The organism is Reinekea marinisedimentorum (genome assembly GCF_004341165.1).
Taxonomy (GTDB): domain Bacteria; phylum Pseudomonadota; class Gammaproteobacteria; order Pseudomonadales; family Natronospirillaceae; genus Reinekea; species Reinekea marinisedimentorum.
The window spans coordinates 382679-402078 of sequence record NZ_SLZR01000001.1; the positions used below are offsets into that span (position 1 = coordinate 382679).

Here is a 19400-nt window from a genome sequence, read left to right on the forward strand (position 1 = left end):
CATTTTATGAGCCCGCTGTTCAGCGTTCAGTTGCTGCCAGCGAGGAAAGAAATTTGCCGATGCTTTTTTTCGGTGTCTTTGCGAGTTTTTGAATTTCATTGAATGAAATATTTGAAAGGCCATACTCTCGTTCAACCGTACTGAGTATTGAAAGCCAGAGCTTTGCGGTCATTTCTGCATCGAATAATGCACGGTGAAAGTTACCGTCGCATGAAATGTTGCAGTGGTTGATCAGTGTGCCCAGTTTGTGATTTTCTGCGCTTTGAAAAACTCTTCGTGCGACCAGTAGCGAGCAGGCAAAATTGCCGGGGTAGCGCCGCTTAATCTTTGATAACTCTGCATCTAAAAAACGCTTATCAAAGGCTGCATTGTGCGCAAGCAGATTGCTGTCGCCAATGAATTCACAAAACTCAGCCATAACCTCAGCATTGCCCGGTGCTGACTTCAGCATCGCGTTGGTAATACCGGTGTAGCTTTCGATAAACGGGGAGATGCGTCTGCCCGGGTTCATCAGACGTTGGAATCGATCGGTTAGAACGCCGTTCTCAATCTTTACCGCGCCGATCTCAATGGCCCGGTCGCCCATGTCGGGTGAGATTCCGGTGGTTTCAAAGTCGAGTACGATCAGCGAGTTGGCTAACGCCATGGATGTTACCTTCCGGCGGGGTTGAACCGGAATTTTACGTCAGATTTCCGCCGCTGGCTAATGCAGCGGCGGCTGAGTGCTTTGGCCCCGTATTGAATCAGGCGGAGTGAATTTTACCTGTCGTGTTGAGCGTTGCATCGAACATTAAAAAAGCCCCTTCCTTGTTTTCGCCATCTTCCTGCGCATGTAGGCAATTTGCTGAGCCAGCGGTAGCTCCTTCGGGCACAGGTCATCGCAGCCTAACAGTGTCATGCAACCAAATACGCCGTTTTCATCGCCAATCACCTCATAGAAATCGGCATCGGTTCGCTCATCGCGCGGGTCCAGTTGAAAGCGCGCCATCTGATTGAGGCCAACGGCGCCGGCAAAGTTGGGCCGCATTTGAGCGGTACCGCAGGCTGAAAAGCAGACACCGCATTCCACGCAGCGTTCCAGTTCGTAAAGTTTTTCTGAAAGCTCCGGCTCCATCGGCTGTTCAATTTTGTGGAAGTCCGGTTCCTGTTCGCTGGTGTGAATCCAGGTTTCCAGCCGTTCAGACATGCCGCGCATCCATTTACCGGTGTTTACCGAGAGGTCGCCGATCAATTCAAAGCCCGGCAATGGTGCCAGTGAGATGGTCGCCGGCAGGTCTTTGGTCAGCACCCGGCAGGCCAGCTTCGGTACGCCGTTAATCAGCATGCCGCTGCTGCCGCAAATGCCCGCACGACAGACGAAATCGAATTGCAGGGTTGGGTCCTGCGTTTCGCGCAATTCATTCAGGGCGATAAACAGCGTCATGGCATCGGCCTCTTCCAGCTGGTAGCTGTCCATGCGTGGCTTTACTTCCGGCCGCTTAGGGTCGTAGCGAAAAATATTGAAGGTGAGCGTTCTTAAGCTGTGCAGGTTTTTTGCGGCAATGGTATTCACAGTGCCTCCTTATGTGAGCGGTTGTTGAGTCGGCCGGATGCAGTGCCCGCCTTATCGGTGTTGGCGAGTGGTTCATCGAGTCGCTCGTTTCGGCCGCGCAGTTTTTCCGGCAGCATGTGTTTGAATGGCATCAGGCTTTGCTGCAATTGATATCGGTCGGTCTGTTGTTTGGCGGCGCTATCAACCTGCAGTTGACGTGCTTCGGTATCGGGGTGATCGATACGCTCTTTGCTGCCATAGCCCCGCCAGCCCGGCGGCATTTCCATACGCCGGACATCAAGTTTTTCATAGCGGAGTGTGGGCAGGTTTTGCTCGTCGCTCTCCCAGCTGGCCAGCGTGCGGCACAGCCAGTCGCGGTCGTTACGCAGCGGGAAATCTTCACGGTAGTGCGCACCGCGGCTCTCTTCACGCTGCAGCGCACCGTATGCTGCACAGAGTGAAAGCTTTAGCATTTTCTGCACCCGATAGGCGGCGACAAGCTCTGGGTTGGCGCCGGCCGTTCCTGAATAAACGCGAATGTTTTTCGCCCGTTCCGATAGTTCCAGCAGTTCAGCGACCGCAATTTTCAGGCGTTCTTCGTTGCGGAAAATACCGACATTTTTGGTCATGCATTCCTGCATAGCCTTCATCAGCTGGAAGGGGTTTTCAGTGCCGCTGCTGTTTGCCAGCTGGTCTAATTTTTCCTGTTCGCGTTCCATAAAGCTGCGCACCAGTGCGGTGGAAACACCAATGTGGGAGGCGTCGTCGCTCAGGAACTCTGCCATAAACTCGCCGACAATCATGCCAGCAACGGCGGTTTCCGCGACCGAGTTGCCGCCCAAGCGATTGAAGCCATGCATATCCCAGCAGGCTGCCTCGCCGGCGGAAAATAACGCCTTTAAGGTGGGCGATTCACCGCGATGATCGGTGCGCACGCCGCCCATCGAGTAATGTTGTACCGGGCGTACGGGAATGAGATCGGTCACCGGGTCGATGCCCATAAAGTACTGACAGATTTCTTTTATTTCCCGCAGCCGGGTGTTGATGTGGTGGGCACCCAACTGCCGAATATCGAGCCAGAGGTGTTCACCAAAACGTGATTGCACGCCCTTGCCTTTGGCGATGTGTGCTTCCATGTGGCGGGAAACCACATCGCGTGAGGCGAGTTCTTTTTTCTCCGGCTCGTAGTCCGGCATAAAGCGGTGCAGGTCTTTATCGAGCAGCAGGCCGCCATCGCCACGGCAGCCCTCGGTAACCAGAATGCCTGCCGGAATGATGCCGGTCGGATGAAACTGAATCGCCTCCATATTGCCGAGTTGGGCGACGCCGGTTTCCAGTGCAATGGCGGCACCGATGCCGGTGTTGATCACGGCATTGGTGGTTGCCCGGAACAGCCGGCCATAGCCACCGGTGGCTATGCAGGTCGCCTTGGCAATGTAGGCGGTAAGCGAGCCATCCACCAGGCTGCGCACTACGGCACCATAGCAGCGTTGGCCGTCATGAATCAGCGCGATTGCTTCCATGCGTTCATGCACGGGAATCTTTTCGGCAATGGCTTTGTTGCTCATGGTGTAAAGCATGGAGTGACCGGTGCCATCGGCAACATAGCAGGTGCGCCATTTTTGCGTGCCGCCAAAGTTACGCGCGGTAATTAAGCCATGCGCCTCGTCGCGTTCGCTAATGACCACCTCTTGCCCGTTGATAATGCTTTTGTTGTCACCTTTGCGAACCCGGTTCCAGGGCACACCCCAGGCGGCCAGCTCGCGTACGGCCTTCGGTGCGGTATCGACGAACATGCGTGCGACCTGCTGGTCGGCGCCCCAGTCGCTGCCACGAATGGTGTCGGCAAAATGAATATCCTCGTTATCGCCCTGGCCTTTTGCCGAGTTGCCCAGGCTGGCTTGCATGCCGCCCTGTGCGGCAGCCGAGTGAGAACGTTTGGGTGGTACAAGGCTTAAAATAATGACATCGTGCCCGGCGCGCTTAATGCCAATTGCTGTGCGCAAACCGGCAATGCCGCCGCCAATGATCAGTGCATCGGTGTGTACAGTTTTCATAGATTCGTTTCCCGATTTTTATTATTACAGGCTTTGTTCAATCGCCGGGTGATAGCGTTGGCTGACAGCATCCTGATGCGCGTGACCGATCTTCATGTAGGCACCGAGTGTCAGCAAACCCAGCACGATGAAGAACACCGTAATCAACCATTTAATTTTTCGCAGCCGGGTGCGCATGGTTTTCGGATTGCTGTCCAGAAAGATGCCCCACTTCATAACCAGGCGGTAAATACCGGCACCGGCATGCAGTTCAACTACAAACAGCATGATTAAATAGAGTGGCCACATGCGCTCGCTGTAAATGCGGTCGGAGGTTGCGTAGGGGCCAATGTCGCCCGGGTGAGAGATCAACTGATACAGATGAACCGAAGCCAGAAAGAAAAGAATGAAACCGGTGAGTACCTGTGCATACCAGAGCGTGGTGTCTTTGTGTTTCAGGCCCTGAATTAACCGGTGAAGTGAACGGTACTGGTTTGCGGATGTCGGGAACCGCCGAAGCGCCAGAAAGGCGTGCACAAATAACACGGTTAAAATAAAAAATGCCAGCATCGAAACCAGCTGAGGAAACGCGCGGCCAAAGAACAGCTCACCCTCGAACAGCCGTGTAACAAAATACATTGCATCTTTGCCCAGCAGAATGCTGGAAACCAGAAACATATGCGCCCACATGAATACGACTAAAAATAAACCCGTTACGCCCTGGACGATATCCATCCACGCAGACAGGCGCGTCGGCCTTCCAAGGTCGACTGTCCCAATGATCATCTTTACTTGCTCCAATCTCGTTTTTGTTTTGGTTTTCTTCGGTGACGAAGGCTGGGAAACCATGGGAAATTTTTAGTGTCACCATGGTGCGCGCATCGGGCGATTCACAGTTGATGAATGTCAATTTTATTGGGCGCACAGATGCAAGCCGGCGTTGCATTCATGCGTTGTTTAGAAAGATTTATAGAAAGTAAAATTCAGATAAGGTGATTTGATTTTTTATGATGGGTCGCGGGCTTCTCGCCCGCCTGAATTTTATTTGAAGTAAGTAAAAAATTTTTCTGTATTAACCGTCGCCAAAAAATGGCCACGCTGTTTAAGCAATGAAGTGTTTAATGCGTTAGCAAATCAGTCGAGACGCGCGCGGTTCCGGTAACGCCTCAATCTGAATGTTTTGCATGTGCTGCTAATAGCCTTTTACCCGATCAATAGCTCCGGGAATCATGTCGGTTTCGAAATAGCGTTTAACATTTTCAATTGCAATTTTCGCGGCCGATTCCGGCAGCGTCGGCGCAGTGATATGAGGTAATACCGAAACGCTGGGGTGCTGCCAAAGCGGGGTTTCCGGCGGCAGTGGTTCCTGATCAAAAACATCCAGAACGGCATGGCTGTTCGGGTTGTTATTCAGAAAGTTCAGCAGCGATTCCACTTCAACAATGGGCCCGCGGGCAAAGTTGATCAGGTGCGCGTTGGCTTTCATTGCGCTGAACATAGTTGTGTCGAAAAGGCCATTGGTTTCGGCGGTTAATGGCAGCAGCACGACAACAATATCGCTTTGCTCAACAACCGTTTTGAGCCCATCGCGGCCCTGAAAGCTGGGCATAAAATCGATGTGTTTTTCGCTCTGGCTCCAGCCAATGGTTTTAAAGCCTTGTGCATTCAACGCCGCGGCCGTGGCCATGCCCAGCTTACCGAGGCCGATGATGCCAACGGTGCAATCACTCATCGGCTGGTAATCTAACGCGAGCCATTGATTGTGCTTTTGCTGGCGGGCGTAGCGGTGCATATTTCTTTGCAGGAACAGCGCCCAGGTGAGCACTGCTTCGGCCATGGTTGTGGCAAGGGCCGGGTCTTTCATCCGCACAATGGGAATGTCTGTTCGGTGCCAGTGTTGTACCAGGTTTTCAACGCCGGCCCACAGGCTGTGCACCCACTTCAGATTGGGCAGTTGGTTCAGGTCTTCAGGGTCGGGGTTTGCCACAATGGCCACGCTGGCCGCGTCAATTTGTGCGTTGCTTAGCTGGCGTAATGGCCGCACCTCACAGCCTGGCCAGTGGGCATTCAGCTCGCTGATCCAGCGCGCTTCTTCGTTTTCGGTGATGCGGTGTACAAAGGGTATGATCGGTTTCATGCGCGCACCCCGGCATTGAACAGATAAAACGTAATAAACGCCAGCCAGCTGGCCGCCAGCAGTACCCAGGGCAATGCCGCTCTGCCGTTTGAGTTTTGTGTGTTTTCGCCATTATATTCGGCTGGCTGTTCTGCGGTTTCTTTTTGGCTCAGCTCTTTCTTGCGTTGCTTATCGCGTTCACGGGCCTTTTGCTTTTCGCGCTTTTTATATTCGGAGATGCCCTTTTCAATGCCCTGAGCAATGAGCTTGGTTTGCTCCTTGGTTTGCCCCGGCCGCTGGGTACCCTTGGCGATGGCCAGGGCTTCCTGTTGCGTTTGCGCTGATGGTTTGTTGTTTGCCACGGTAAATTCCTGATGTTTTTTACCCTAATATACACAAAACCGTTCGCTGTGGGCGTTTCTGCCACGCTGTGAGCCACTCATTGACGGACGAACGCTGTTTTTCCATGCCCGGCTGCTCTATTGCTGGTACACTGCGCCGCCTTTCACACCTGCGGGTGTATCTTTTTTTTAATTAGAGTTCCTATATGAGTTTTTCACAGCTCGGCCTCATTGCTCCTTTATTAAAAGCAGTGACCGACCAGGGTTACAGTGACCCAACCGATATTCAGCGCAAAGCCATTCCTGAAGTTTTAAATCAGCGGGATCTGCTTGCCAGCGCCCAAACCGGCACCGGCAAAACAGCCGGCTTTACCCTGCCCATGCTACAAAACCTGACCGCTAGCAAGGCGGTGGTACGCAGCAATCAGGTGCGGGCGCTGGTGCTGACGCCCACCCGTGAACTGGCCGCGCAGGTTCAGGAAAACGTACTCAACTACAGCAAGCACCTGCCGATGCGCTCGGCGGTGGTGTTTGGCGGTGTCAAGATTAACCCGCAGATGATGACCCTGCGCCGTGGTGTTGATGTTCTGGTGGCCACCCCCGGGCGGCTGCTCGACCTATACCAGCAGAATGCCGTTAAGTTTGATCAGCTGGAAATTCTGGTGCTGGATGAAGCCGACCGTATGCTCGACATGGGCTTTATCCACGACATCAAAAAAATTCTTCGCTTGCTGCCGCAAAAGCGACAAAACCTGATGTTTTCAGCGACCTTCTCCGATGAGGTGCGGGCACTGGCGAAGACCATTGTCAACGACCCGGTTGAGGTTTCTGTTGCGACAGAAAACACCACCGCTAAAACCGTCAGCCAGTTGATTATCCCGGTGGATAAGAGCAACAAGCCGGCACTGCTGTGTCAGCTGATTAAAGATCACAACTGGCATCAGGTACTGGTGTTTTCGCGCACCAAGCACGGTGCCAACCGCTTGGCGACTCGCCTGGAGAAGGCCGGAATCTCCGCTGCGGCGATTCATGGCAACAAGAGTCAGGGCGCGCGGACCCGTGCCCTGGCCGATTTCAAAAGTGGTGACGTTCAGGTGCTGGTGGCAACCGATATCGCCGCGCGTGGCCTGGATATTCACGAACTGCCGCATGTGATCAACTTTGATCTGCCCAATGTGCCGGCTGACTATGTGCACCGTATTGGGCGCACTGGCCGAGCCAAGGCCAGCGGTGAGGCTGTGAGCTTTGTCGATGTAGAAGAGATCGAGTTGCTGGCGGAGATTCAGAACCTGATTGGTGAGGTGCTGGCGTTTAAAACGGTTGAGGGGTTTGAACCGTCACAGGCATTTCAGCCGCCGGCGTTAAACTTAAAGCCGAAAAAGATAAAGAAACCGAAGAAGCCAAAGGCTCAGAAAGCACCGGCCCAGGCGGAGCAAGCTGCGTCGAAACCTAAGCCAAGACGCCGGCCGCGACGCCGAAATAAAAAGCCGGATTCGCTCTAGGCCTGCTGCAAAGAAACGCGTTTTAGTTCGTCGATAATCCCCGCCGACAAAAAGGCAGCTCGCAAATGGACCGCTGCAAGTATCGCCGGAATGCCGGACCACCTGATACGCTCGACGAAAACACCGAGTCGTCGGACCGCCATGTTTTCGACGTCCATTTGAGAGCTGCCTTTTCATCGTCTCGAAAGCTGTGGCGGCTTTGTCGTTCATTTGAACGACGCTTTTTCTTGATCCTTCAATATTTAACTAAACATCACCAGGCTGCACGCCATCACCGCCATTCCCGCGATAACACCGTAAATAGCAACGTGGTGGTTGCCGTATTTCTCTGCGGTCGGCAGCAGCTCATCCAGCGAGATAAACACCATAATGCCCGCCACCATGGCGAACAGAATGCCGAACACCGCATCCGTCATAAACGGCATCAACAGCAGAAAGCCCACCAGTGCCCCGACCGGCTCGGCCAGACCGGATAAAAACGACAGTCCAAAGGCCTTACCGCGGCTGCCGGTAGCAAAGTAGATGGGTACGGCCACGGCGATGCCTTCGGGGATATTGTGAATGGCGATGGCCACGGCAATGCTGATACCCATGGTAGGGTCCTGCAGGCCGCTGATAAAGGTGGCCAGCCCTTCGGGGAAGTTATGAATCGCAATCGCCAATGCCGAGAACAGCCCCATGCGTTTCAGCCTCAGGTTGTCGTCCTGCTCGTTGAAGTCTTCAATAGAGCGGGCTTCGTGCGGGTTCTCAAAGCTGGGCACCAGGTTATCGATCAGCGCAATCACCAGAATGCCGGCGAAAAAGGCAACGGTGGTAATCAGGTAGCCGGGCTTATGGCCGTAGGCCAGGATCAGTGAATCGCTGGCCTTGGCAAAGATTTCGACCAGTGACACATAGATCATCACCCCGGCAGAAAAGCCCAGCGAGCCGGCCAGAAAGGTGGTGTTGGTGCGCCGGGTGAAAAAGGCCAGTGCGCTGCCAACACCGGTGGCCATACCGGCCAGCAGAGTCAGGCTGAACGCAAACATCGTTCTCGAAAATACAAATTCCATAGGGGGACCATCAGTTAGAGAGGTTAAAACAGGGGTTTCACATGTCTATATAATGCAGTGGAATCTCTAACAGTGCTATAACCGCTATGGTGTTTTTACCGTAGTTTTTACCGCGGCTAAGGGCACGGAGCTGCCCTTAGCCGCAGGTAGCAAACGATATTGGCTCAGGACGTCAGCAGCTCCTTCGCCTTTGAATGAGCCTTGCCGGAGACCTTATTCGACCAGGCAGTGAGCTGCTCTAACGTCAGCAGCATGGCCGGCACAAACAGCAGGATCAGCACGGTGCCGAGCATCAGCCCGAATACCAGGCCGGCGGAGATGGGCTTCAGGAACTGCGCATCGAGACTGGTTTCAAACAGCATCGGGGTTAACCCGGCCATGGTGGTGACGGTGGTCAGGATGACAGGACGCAGGCGGCGGGCCACGGCCTCCTCCAGCGCCATGTACAGCTCCATGCCTTCATCACGCAGATCGCGGTAAACGCTGATCAGCACGATACTGTCGTTGATGACAATGCCGGACAGCCCGAACAGCCCCATGATCGACAAAGCAGAGAGCGGCAGACCGACAATCCAGTGCCCGAATATGGCGCCGGTGAGGCCGAACGGCACGGTGATCAGCACCGCCACCGGCCAGACCCAGCTTTCAAACACCCAGGCCAGAATGCCGTAGATGAGTAGCAGCACGAACAGCAGAATGAGCTGCGCTTCGGCGAGGAAGTCAGCCTGCTCCTGAGCATCACCGCCCATCTCGATATCCAGTGTGCCGTAGCGGGCGCGCAGTTCCGGCAGCAGCGTGGTTTCGACTAGGGTGTACATATCGTCGCTGGTCATCAGGTTCTCGTTCAGCGTGGCGCTGACCGTGACCGCCAGCTCGCCGTCTTCGGCGCGGATGCCATCCAGGCCGCGCTGGAACGAGCTGTTGATCAGGTCATCCAGTGGAATAATCTCGCCATTTAAGCTGTAAGGCAGGCTGAGAATGTCGGTGATTTCTTTGCGCTGCTCTTCCGGCAACACCACCCGAATATCGAGCGTCTGGGTGCCGATAATCTGTTCCGCCGCATCAATGCCTTCAACATGCTGGCGCAGGAAGGTGGCCAGGTTGGCTTCACTTAAACCCAGGTCGCGGGCCAGCGCGGTGAGTTCAAAGCGCAGCTGCTCATCACCATAGGGCAGTGAGTCGGTGGCGTCTGACAAGCCTTCGGTGTTGTCCATCATTGCCTGCAGCTCCAGCGAGGCCGCCTTGATGGTATCCAGATTCTCACCGTTGATGACCACCTCGATATCGCCGGATTCCCCGCCAAAGCGGCGGCCGCGGCCAAAGCTGATGCTGTCGAGTTCTGACGGCAGCGTGGTGGCCTGACGCCACTTGGTGACCAGCTCCTGGTTGGTGTACGGGCGGTTCTGATCAGAAATCAGCTCAACATCGATGCGTGCATTGGCCGGGTTATCGTTGTAGTTGCGCTGTACCACGGCGGTCTTAATAAAGTCGTAACCGGTGTCGTCTTCTACCTTTTGCAGCTGCTCGGTGAGGTGATCAACAAAGCCATACACCTTGTTCTGGTCGGTTCCCTCGTTAAAGCTGACGGTGACGGAAAGCGACGGTGATTCCACCGAGGGTTGAAACTGGAACGGCACGACTCGGGAACTGACCATGCCCATGGCAATGACAAAGGCCCCGATCACCCCGGCGACCAGTATTGGTCGGTTGCGCAGGCTCCAGCGTACCAGCTTGCGGAAGTGCTGGTCGCGCACGTAGTTGAAGGCACCATCTAATTTCTGGCGAATCGGCCGGTCCTTCCTGTGTTTGCTGTGTGAAAGGTGCCCCGGCAGAATCAGGAAGCACTCAATCAACGAGGCAATAATCACGATGGTCACCACAATCGGGATGTCTTTAAACAGCCGGCCGATGGGCCCGGACAACATCGTCAGTGGCATAAAGGCGGCAATGGTGGTCAGGCTGGAGGCCAGCACCGGCGCCCACATCTTTTTGGCGGCCAACAGCGAGGCTTTGTCGGCAGTCATACCCTGCTGCTGATAGGCTCGGGCCTGCTCGCCGACGACGATGGCATCGTCGACAATAATGCCCAGTGCAATCATAAAGCCGAACAGGCTGATGGTATTCATGGTAATCCCCAGCCAGTGCATCATCAGGAAGGTGGCGAAGAAGCTGGTGGGAATGCCCAGCGCCACCCAGAACGCCAGCCGGGTATTGAGGAACAAGAACAGCGCAACCAGCACCAGCCCCATCCCCATCAGGCCGTTATCCATCAGTAATTTCAGCTGCGAGGCCACGATCAGCCAGGTTTCGTTATAAGCTTTCAGCTCGATGGTTTCCGGTAAGGTGGGTCGAAAGCCTTCCAGCCACTGGTTCATCAGCTTGGCGTTATCCAAGGTGTCTTCGCCGACCGTGCGGCGCAGTTGCAGCCGCACAGCCGGATGGCCTTCGTAATACAGCTCTTCGGAAGAGTTATCCACAACCCGTTCAATTCGGGCGATTTCACCCAGCTGTAAGGTGCTGCCGTCGGCCCAGGTGAGCACCGGAATGGCCTGCAGGCTTTTTAGATCGACTTCCGGTGTGGCAGACCGCAGTTGCAGGGTGAGCTGACCATCGGGCGAGGTGCCCGCCGGTTGCGGCGTGTATTCGGCATCCACGGCCGCGGCAATGTCGCTGAGGCTCAGGCCGGTATCGAGCAGGCCGGCCATATCCACCGAGATGTCGATGCTCTGCCCGGGAATACCGCTTAAATCAACCTGAGCAAAGCCGGTTTTCAGCAGGTCGTTCTGGATTTCATAAGCCAGGTCGGCCAGTTCATCAATCGGCACATCGCCAAACAACAGCAGGTCGGCAACGCTTTCCCGCCGCCTTGGGGTATCGATCTCGGTGTCGTCGGCACCGTCGGGAATGTCCACCGTGTCTATTTCATCTTCGATCAGCTCGCCGGCGGCGGCCAGGCTTTCGGCGCGGTCAGAAATGGAAATGTAGAGGTTGGCGTAGCCGTCACCGGCAATGGTGGTAATGCCGTCGATCTCCGGCATGCCGGCCAGTGCCTGCTGATACGGCACGGCGATGGACTCGTACATATCTTCTGCGCTGACGCCCGTCCAGGTGGCGCGCACGGCAATGCGGTCGAACTCAAAATCCGGGAAAAACTGGTTGTTAACCTGGCTTGCGCCCCATAACCCGGTTAACACAATCAGAATCATTGCGCCGTTGGCGGCAATGCGGTGCTGTGCGAAGGTTTCGATCCAACGAATCATGGTTTCGCTCCTGTGTTCGCCCGGGCGACAGAAACCGTCATGCCGGTGAGTGGGTTTTTCAGCCGGGTGGTAACAATGCTTTCGCCTTCGGTGATGGCGTCGGCGGCAATCAGATAACCGGTTTTGGTGTTGCCGAGAATCTCGATATCGGTGGCGCGCAGGGCACCCTGTTCCGCAACGTAGATGCGCTGCTGGTCGTAAACCGCGGTAAAGGGCACCTCAACGGTCGGTTGCGCAATCGGGTAGCTGACAGTGACCGACACATGGCTGCCCGGCAGGTGCGTATTGGTTGAGCCGGCGACTGGTTCCAGTGTCAGCCGTTGTGCGCCGGTTTCGTTGATCGGGCGAATCGATCGCGCCTGCCAGGCCTGGCCGTTTCGGTCGATCGCTTTAATGTCGCTGATCGGCAGTAAATCGAGCCGGTAGCGCATGGGTACGCGCACATACACGGCCAGGGCCGACGGGTTGTAAATTTGCGCGATGGTCTCACCCGAGCGCAGCTCCTGACCGGCGACAATATCTATCTTCGCGATAATGCCATCGAACGGTGCGTGCACGTTTAAGTCATCAACCAGTTCCTGAGCCTGGCGGATTTGGCTTTGCAGTGATTCGCGCTGAGCCAGCAGCTGCTGGCGGGTATCTTCGTACTGGGCAATGGTCAGCTCACGCGCCTGCACGCTGAGCAGTTGCGACTGATAGGTACGCAGGGTGTCTTCATAGTCGCTGCTGGAGCTCAGTTGCTGCGAGTTCAGGCTGCTGAAGCGGTCGACACTCTTTTTAGAAATGGCGAGCAGCTCTTTGTCGATTTCCAGCGAGGCCAGATCGTTCTTGTGCTTCAGCTCCTGAATACGGATGCCGGCTTCCAGCTCGGCCAGTGCGGATTTGCGCTGCTGCAGGGTTTCCTGCGCGGAATCTGCGGACAGCGTCAACAGGCTCTGACCTTTGCTGACTTTGTCGCCTTCATTCACATTCAGGGAAATGACTTCGGCGGTACTGGTGGCGGTGATCGTGGCCTGCTGGCGCGCTTCGACGGTGCCGAACAGCTGTACCTGACCGCGGCGAATTGCCGGCTTGGCGGCTAACACCTCGACCGATGTGGCGCCCTGACGGGCCAGAACGCCGGTGCCCATCGGGCCTCGTCCGCGAGACGCCGGTTGTTCCTCTTTCTTCTCTTCGCCGTCTTTGTTTTCGTCACCTTCTTTTGGGATTTGACCGGCGTCGGCTTTTTCGGTTTGCGTACTTTGCGCCTGAGCATTGCCGGGCTTCGCTTTGGGGGCGTCATCGGCGTTCATCAGTTTGTAAGCGCCAAAAGCGACCAGCAGAATTAGGACAGGAACTACGACTTTTTTCAGCATATGAGCCTCGAAGAAGGTGACAACAGTTTAGGTATGAGCGTTTTCGCGATACATTTCTACGTAAGATTCGAGCAAAAGAAAATGGAACCAATGTGGTACGTTTACGTAGCAAAGTGTAAAGATTCAACCTTCTACACTGGAATAACCACCAATATTGAACGCAGATTTAAACAGCACAACGGTTTACTCGCCGGTGGTGCCCGCTATACTTCTGCGCGCCGTCCGGTAGAGCTGGTGTACTGTGAGCAGGCGCCAGACCGCGCCGCTGCATCCAAACGTGAATATCAGGTTCGCAAGCTACCGAGACCGCAAAAACAGCAATTAGTTCAACGTTATATAACGGAGGCCGAAAATGGCCAAGCAAAAACCACTGAAGCGTAACCCGTACGCCTTTGACCCGATTATGAAGAAGGGTGGCGTCCATGAAAAAACCACCAAAGCAAAGCGCCGCAAAGACAAGATGGCGTGGAGAAAGGAGGCTCGCAAATGCGAGCCTTTTTTTATGGCTGCGAAATGGCTTTCAGCGTGCTGAACGCTTCCAACGCTGCCTCGCGGCTGAGCTTTAAATCGACAATCGGTTGTGGATAAGTTTCGCCCAACACCACGCCTGCCTGCTTCAGAATTTCCGCGGGCGCCTGCCAGGGCGCAAACAGATATTTGTTCGGCAGTTTGCCGAGTTCGGGGATGAACCGGCGAATGTATTCACCCTGGGCATCGAACTTTTCGCCCTGCGTGACCGGGTTAAACACCCGAAAGTACGGCGCGGCATCGGCACCGCAGCCAGCAATCCACTGCCAGCTGGCGCTGTTATTGGCCAGGTCGGCATCGAGCAGGGTATCCCAGAACCAGCGCTCGCCCTCATGCCAGCTCAGGCGCAGATTCTTCACCAGGAACGAACCGACAATCATCCGCACCCGGTTGTGCATGTAGCCGGTTTGCCACAGTTCGCGCATGCCGGCATCGACCATCGGAATACCGGTTTGGCCGCGCTGCCAGGCGGCCAGATGGCCGGCGTTTTGCTGCCAGGGGAAGTGGTCGAATTTCTTCTGCAGGTTTTCGGTCGGTAAGTTGGGGTTGTGATACAGCAACTGATAAGAAAACTCACGCCACGCCAGTTCACTGCAGAAATGCTCGATGTTGACGCTCTCGCCCATGGAACGCACCGCATACCAGAGCTGATTGGGCGATACCTCGCCGAAGTGCAGATGCGGTGACATGCCGGAAACGCAATTCAGTGCCGGCTCATCGCGGCCCTTTTTGTAGTTGCTGAGGCCTTCATCGAGAAACTGCTGAAAGCGATCGTGTGCGCCCTGCTCGCCAATGTGCCAGTGCTCGCTGAAGGGGTCGGCCCAGTTGAGTGTTGGTAGTAAGCCGAGCGAGGCCAGATCGGTGTCGTTGCTGATTTTGGCCAGCGGCAGGCTTTCTGGCATTGGTAGCGGAGATCTCGGCAGTTCTGCATTCAGGCAGCCTTTGCGATAGAACGGCGTGAATACCTTGTAGGGCGTGCCGTCCTTTTTGTTGATCTGCCAGGGCTCCCAGAGCAGTGAGCCATTGTAGCTTTTTACGCTGATGTTTTGCTCGCTGAGCGTTGCTTTGATGCTGGCATCGCGCTGCATGCGCCAGGGTTCGTAGCAGCGGTTCCAGTACACGGCTTTCACCTTGTGCTCGGTGATTAACTGCTGCAGAACGGTGAGCGGCTCGCCCCGAAAAACCTGCAGTTTACCTGCCAGTGCGTCGTTCAGTGCCTGCAGCGAATGGTGCAGCCACCAGCGGCTGGCCGCGCCCATGGCGTGCGCACCGGCGTTGTCATCGTCGAGGATGTAAATGGGGATAACCGCGCCCTGCTGCACGGCGGCGGTGAGTGCCGGGTTATCGGCCAGGCGCAGATCCTGCCGGAACCAGTGAATGACGATGGCGGGCTTCATGAATTTGGGCTTCCTTGAGTGTTATGTTGAGATTACTACGGTTTCAGGCCCTGTTTGGATTTATCGGAGATTATTTAGCATCTAGCATCTAGCATCTAGCATCTTACGTCTTACGTCTTACGTCTTACGTCTTACGTCTCAAGCCACGCGCCCCCGCCCGGCACTTCCCGCTCCGGTGTTCGGGAACTCGGCCTGCGGCCTCAAACACCCCTCGGCACCGGCGCAGAAAGTTCCGGCCGGCAGCGCTGATACGTCTTAGGTATAACGTTTAGCATCCAGCATCCAGCATCTAGCATCTAGCATCTAGCATCTTACGTCCCACGTCCCACGTCCCACATCTTACGTCTCACATCTCACACCTCCCCCCCCCAACATACATTTGTCATTAACCACCCATACCCTTCCCTGCATGAATTTCTGCTATAGTCGCGCCGCTTAATTAAGGAATGGTATCGCAATGGTTCACCCGCAATTTGACCCGGTCTTTTTCAGCATCGGTCCGCTTTCTATCCACTGGTACGGCATTATGTATCTGGTGGGTTTTCTGTTGGCTCAGTATCTGGGTATTTGGCGCGCTAAGCGAGATGCCTGGCGTGGCTTCAGTAAAGAAGAGATTCAGGATCTGCTGTTTTATTCGGTGCTGGGCGTCATTATCGGCGGCCGCGTGGGCTACGTTATTTTTTACCATTTCGACTACTTTCTGCAGAACCCGCTTTACCTGTTCAAGATTAACGAAGGCGGCATGAGCTTCCATGGTGGTTTTCTGGGTGTGGTCGCTGCGGTGCTGCTGTTCGCCCGCGCTAAGGGTAAAAAGCTGTTTCAGGTGGGTGACTTTGTTGCGCCGCTGGTGCCGCCGGGCCTGTTGCTGGGCCGTTTCGGTAACTTCATTAATGGTGAACTGTGGGGCCGGCCAACCGATGTGCCGTGGGGTATGATCTTTCCTCAGGCCAACGATATGGTTGCGCGGCACCCTTCGCAGTTGTATCAGATGGCCGGTGAAGGCCTGTTGTTGTTTATCATTCTGTGGCTATACAGTACCAAGCAGCGCCCGCGCATGGCGGTTTCGGCGCTGTTTATTATCGGCTACGGTGTTTTGCGCACGGCGGCGGAGTTCTTCCGCGAGCCGGATGAGCACATCGGTTATCTGCTGGGTGGCTACCTGACCGAGGGCATGGTGCTAAGCTTGCCGATGATTGTTGTCGGTGCGGTGATGCTGTTTATCGCCTACAAAAAGCCGGTATTTGATCAGCCGAGCGTGGCTAAAACGTCCGCACCCAAAAAGAAAAACGCAAAGGCTAAAAACAAATGAAACAGTATTTAGATTTATGTCAGCGCATCATCGATGAAGGTCATTGGGTTGAGAACAAGCGCACCGGTAAGCGCTGCCTGACCGTGATCGATGCCGACCTTGAATACAATGTCGCGGCCAATGAGTTCCCGCTGATTACCACCCGTAAAAGCTTTTACAAGGCTGCGATTGCCGAGTTTCTGGGCTATATCCGCGGTTACGATAACGCCGCCGATTTCCGCAAGCTGGGCGCAAAAACCTGGGATGCCAACGCCAATGAAAACGCCGCCTGGCTGGCCAATGAACACCGTAAAGGCAGCGATGATATGGGCCGGGTGTATGGCGTGCAGGGGCGCAGTTGGGCGAAGCCGGATGGTGGCTCGGTGGATCAGCTGCGGAAGATTGTCGATAACCTGAAAAATGGCATCGACGATCGTGGTGAGATTCTCAGTTTCTACAACCCCGGTGAATTCCACATGGGCTGCCTGCGCCCATGCATGCATACCCATACCTTTTCGCTGCTTGGCGATACGCTTTATTTAACCAGTTATCAGCGCTCGTGCGATGTACCGCTGGGGCTCAATTTCAATCAGGTGCAGGTGTTTTTCTTCCTGGCGATTATGGCGCAGATTACCGGCAACAAGCCGGGTAAGGCCTATCACAAGATCGTCAATGCACACATCTATGAAGACCAGCTGCCGCTGATGCGTGATGTGCAGCTCAAGCGCGAGCCGTTCCCGTCACCGAAGCTGATCATTAACCCGGCGATTAAATCGCTGGAAGATCTGGAAACCTGGGTCACCATGGATGACTTTCAGGTGGAAGGCTATCAGCACCACGAGCCGATCGCCTACCCGTTCTCGGTTTAGTGTTCTGCGGCTTCAACTGTCGAGCGATTGATACATGAAGATTTCGATGGCATGGGTAATGTCATCGATGCTCGGATTGTTCAGTGTGCTCAGATTCATATGAAACAGCCTTAACTGCAGTCCGGATTTGGCCAGATTCAATTGCTCAAACAGCTCGTCTTTGCTGGTTTCACAGTGCTCGGCGTGAACCACCAGAAAGTCGCTGCCAAACACCCGGAACAGGGTGCCGTAAGGGAAAATCGTTTTCAGCCGGTGGCTCAGCTCCAGCAGCTTTTTATCGCCGCCATGCCAGCCGTGGCGCTTGTTGAAATCACTGAAGCCGGTGATGTTCAGGAAGTAACAGCAGGTGGCGTTGTTATTTTGCGCCAGCACATGGCCAAGAAAGCTCTGGTTGTACAGGCCGGTCAGTGAATCCTGAAAATAATAGGCCATGCGCACCTTATCCAGGCTGTCCTGCATCTGATCGGTCTGTGTTTCGATTACCCCATGCTGCTTCAGCACCGGCACCGCCGCCTGCACCACCTGGGGTGAAAACTGGGCACCGCTGAGCATAATGAGTTCATTGATGGCGTCTTTCAGGCTCATGTTCTGCTGATACAGCCGTGACGAGGTCATGGCATCGAAGGCATCGACGACGATGAGGATCTGCGACAGCAGCGGTATCTCGTCGCCCGCAAGTCCGGCCGGGTAGCCCTGGCCGTCATGCCGTTCATGGTGGTGGCGGACGATTTCAGCATGCGCTCTAAAGGCTGAGATGCGCTTCAGAAAATCGTAGCTGTACTGCACATGATTCCGGATGATGGTGTATTCATCGTTGTTGAGCCGGCCCGGCTTCAGCAGAATAGTATCGGGTGTAGAGACTTTGCCAATATCGTGCAGGATGGCGGCCTCGTAAAGAACATTCAGCTCAGGTTGCTGCACCTTCATGGCTTTGGCGACCAGAGCCGCATAGGCGGCAACCCTGCGGGTATGGCCGGCGGTGTAGCTGTCGCGCTTTTCAACGATATCCAGCATGGCAAACAATACCTGCCGGTAGTTCTCAACATCTTCCTTCTGGTGCAGCAGCTCAATGGTCTGTTTGTCGCGTTGCAGACTGGCCCTGCTGAGCCGGCTGATCAGCACCGTGACCGCGATGGCCAGCAGCGCGATGAGTACAAACAGGGTGACCAGCACGGCGATGAACTCGTTGTGGATGGTGGCGGTTTCAATGGCGACAAGCTCCTCAACATCATCCACATAGATACCGGAGGCAATGACCCAGTTGTAAGGCTCGAACAGCTTGGCGAAGGAGACCTTCTGACTGAAGGTATCTTCCGAGCGCTTCTTGAAATAGTACTGAATGAAGGTTTCACCGCTTTGGTTGATGCCGTTCAGTTCCTCCAGATAGGGTTTGTTGCCGATGATGTCGGTTAACTCGGTAGAAAGCTTCTGGCCGACGGATTCCGGCAGGTTCTGGTGATAAACACGGATCGCGTAGTCTTCACCGCCGGCAAAGTCTTCGATCTGGTTTATCCACAGGTAAACGTCTTCATTGGCGAAGGCATAGGTATCGAACAGCCTGAAGATGGTCGTCTGCGTGATTGAATCTATGGTTTCAGCCGAATACAGCACCGTCAGTTTGGTTTGTTCATCAATCATGACCTCCCGGCTGATGCTCTGCGGGTTATTCAGGTCGCGCGCCAGGTCGGTCAGCCAGGCGGATTGCTGCTGGCAGAGGATTTGTTCACCCTGCTGCAGCAACAGGGTGAGCCGCAGGTTGCTCCTGCCGTAGGCATTGATCAGCCGGCATTGGCTGGATACCGGCAAGCCTTGCAGCAGCGCAGTCAGGGTTTCTGTATGGTCGGCGATGCGCTCGCTGTAATCGCTGCGGACATGTTCAAAGGTATAGCGGGCGGTTGCGTAGGCGTTGTTGACGATGTCGGCGATGTGCTCGCGCTTTATCGACTCTGCGTTCTGCTGCGAGACGTCGTAATAGCGCTGTTCCAGCACCACCACGGCATAGGCAATGACAGCGATTACAATCGCAGTAAAGGCCAGAATCGTCAGTCTGGTTGTTTTGAGCGTCGAAACCGAGTGTTTCATGGCAGCCTGTTTATCAGTTTGGGCAGTTCTGAAAGGTCAATCG

Annotated in this window: 17 protein-coding genes; 5 read left to right on the plus strand and 12 right to left on the minus strand. The window is 55.0% G+C overall.

Going from position 1 to position 19400, the window contains the following annotated elements:
- Positions 1-19 precede the first annotated feature (19 nt).
- The 6 genes from BCF53_RS01870 to BCF53_RS01895 form a co-directional block, all read right to left on the minus strand.
- Positions 20-646 carry a 3'-5' exonuclease gene (locus BCF53_RS01870; RefSeq protein ID WP_132699291.1) on the minus strand — a complete coding sequence of 209 codons (627 nt, stop codon included), beginning with the start codon at positions 644-646 and terminating at the stop codon, positions 20-22.
- Between the two features lie 144 nt (positions 647-790).
- Positions 791-1552 (minus strand): fumarate reductase iron-sulfur subunit, encoded by a 762-nt coding sequence (locus BCF53_RS01875; protein ID WP_207902616.1) that lies wholly within the window; start codon positions 1550-1552, stop codon positions 791-793.
- Positions 1549-3588, minus strand: coding sequence for a fumarate reductase flavoprotein subunit (locus BCF53_RS01880; protein WP_132699293.1), 2040 nt, complete (start codon positions 3586-3588; stop codon positions 1549-1551). Before BCF53_RS01880 ends, BCF53_RS01875 begins: the two co-directional genes overlap by 4 nt.
- Before the next feature lie 24 nt (positions 3589-3612).
- A complete protein-coding gene (locus BCF53_RS01885; protein ID WP_132699295.1) occupies positions 3613-4353 on the minus strand; it encodes a fumarate reductase cytochrome b subunit in 741 nt (246 codons plus the stop codon).
- 406 nt (positions 4354-4759) lie between these two features.
- Positions 4760-5704, minus strand: coding sequence for a 2-hydroxyacid dehydrogenase (locus BCF53_RS01890; protein WP_132699297.1), 945 nt, complete (start codon positions 5702-5704; stop codon positions 4760-4762).
- Positions 5701-6045, minus strand: coding sequence for a DUF2956 domain-containing protein (locus tag BCF53_RS01895; RefSeq protein WP_132699299.1), 345 nt, complete (start codon positions 6043-6045; stop codon positions 5701-5703). The genes BCF53_RS01890 and BCF53_RS01895 overlap by 4 nt, the downstream gene beginning before the upstream one ends.
- Positions 6046-6230: 185 nt before the next feature.
- Between BCF53_RS01895 and BCF53_RS01900 the strand changes: the two genes are divergently transcribed.
- Positions 6231-7526 (plus strand): DEAD/DEAH box helicase, encoded by a 1296-nt coding sequence (locus BCF53_RS01900; protein ID WP_132699301.1) that lies wholly within the window; start codon positions 6231-6233, stop codon positions 7524-7526.
- On the opposite strand, the gene BCF53_RS19175 is transcribed toward BCF53_RS01900, so the two are convergent.
- From BCF53_RS19175 to BCF53_RS01915, 4 genes are all read right to left on the minus strand, one after another.
- Positions 7523-7684: a hypothetical protein gene (locus BCF53_RS19175; protein ID WP_165901776.1), complete on the minus strand. Its 162-nt coding sequence runs from the start codon at positions 7682-7684 to the stop codon at positions 7523-7525. The genes BCF53_RS01900 and BCF53_RS19175 overlap by 4 nt on opposite strands.
- A gap of 84 nt (positions 7685-7768) precedes the next feature.
- Positions 7769-8578 carry a zinc transporter ZupT gene (zupT, locus tag BCF53_RS01905; protein WP_132699303.1) on the minus strand — a complete coding sequence of 270 codons (810 nt, stop codon included), beginning with the start codon at positions 8576-8578 and terminating at the stop codon, positions 7769-7771.
- A gap of 164 nt (positions 8579-8742) precedes the next feature.
- Positions 8743-11838 carry an efflux RND transporter permease subunit gene (locus tag BCF53_RS01910; protein ID WP_132699305.1) on the minus strand — a complete coding sequence of 1032 codons (3096 nt, stop codon included), beginning with the start codon at positions 11836-11838 and terminating at the stop codon, positions 8743-8745.
- Positions 11835-13193 carry an efflux RND transporter periplasmic adaptor subunit gene (locus BCF53_RS01915; RefSeq protein ID WP_132699307.1) on the minus strand — a complete coding sequence of 453 codons (1359 nt, stop codon included), beginning with the start codon at positions 13191-13193 and terminating at the stop codon, positions 11835-11837. The genes BCF53_RS01910 and BCF53_RS01915 overlap by 4 nt, the downstream gene beginning before the upstream one ends.
- On the opposite strand from BCF53_RS01915, the gene BCF53_RS01920 reads away from it, so the two are divergent.
- Positions 13194-13574, plus strand: a complete 381-nt coding sequence (locus BCF53_RS01920; RefSeq protein ID WP_243645749.1) for a GIY-YIG nuclease family protein — start codon at positions 13194-13196, stop codon at positions 13572-13574.
- Positions 13546-13725, plus strand: a complete 180-nt coding sequence (locus BCF53_RS01925) for a hypothetical protein (protein WP_132699309.1) — start codon at positions 13546-13548, stop codon at positions 13723-13725. The genes BCF53_RS01920 and BCF53_RS01925 overlap by 29 nt, the downstream gene beginning before the upstream one ends.
- Here the strand turns inward: BCF53_RS01925 and BCF53_RS01930 are convergent.
- Complete coding sequence (locus BCF53_RS01930) at positions 13694-15118, minus strand: cryptochrome/photolyase family protein (protein WP_132699311.1); 1425 nt, start codon at positions 15116-15118, stop codon at positions 13694-13696. The genes BCF53_RS01925 and BCF53_RS01930 overlap by 32 nt on opposite strands.
- Positions 15119-15575: 457 nt before the next feature.
- Here BCF53_RS01930 and lgt point away from each other — a divergent pair, with 457 nt between their 5' ends.
- Positions 15576-16427: a prolipoprotein diacylglyceryl transferase gene (gene lgt, locus BCF53_RS01935; RefSeq protein WP_132699313.1), complete on the plus strand. Its 852-nt coding sequence runs from the start codon at positions 15576-15578 to the stop codon at positions 16425-16427.
- Positions 16424-17275 (plus strand): thymidylate synthase, encoded by an 852-nt coding sequence (locus BCF53_RS01940; RefSeq protein ID WP_132699315.1) that lies wholly within the window; start codon positions 16424-16426, stop codon positions 17273-17275. Before lgt ends, BCF53_RS01940 begins: the two co-directional genes overlap by 4 nt.
- Before the next feature lie 12 nt (positions 17276-17287).
- Here the strand turns inward: BCF53_RS01940 and BCF53_RS01945 are convergent, their stop codons facing one another.
- Entirely contained in the window at positions 17288-19357 is a 2070-nt protein-coding gene (locus BCF53_RS01945) for an HD domain-containing phosphohydrolase (RefSeq protein WP_132699317.1), read from the minus strand.
- Positions 19358-19400 lie beyond the last annotated feature (43 nt).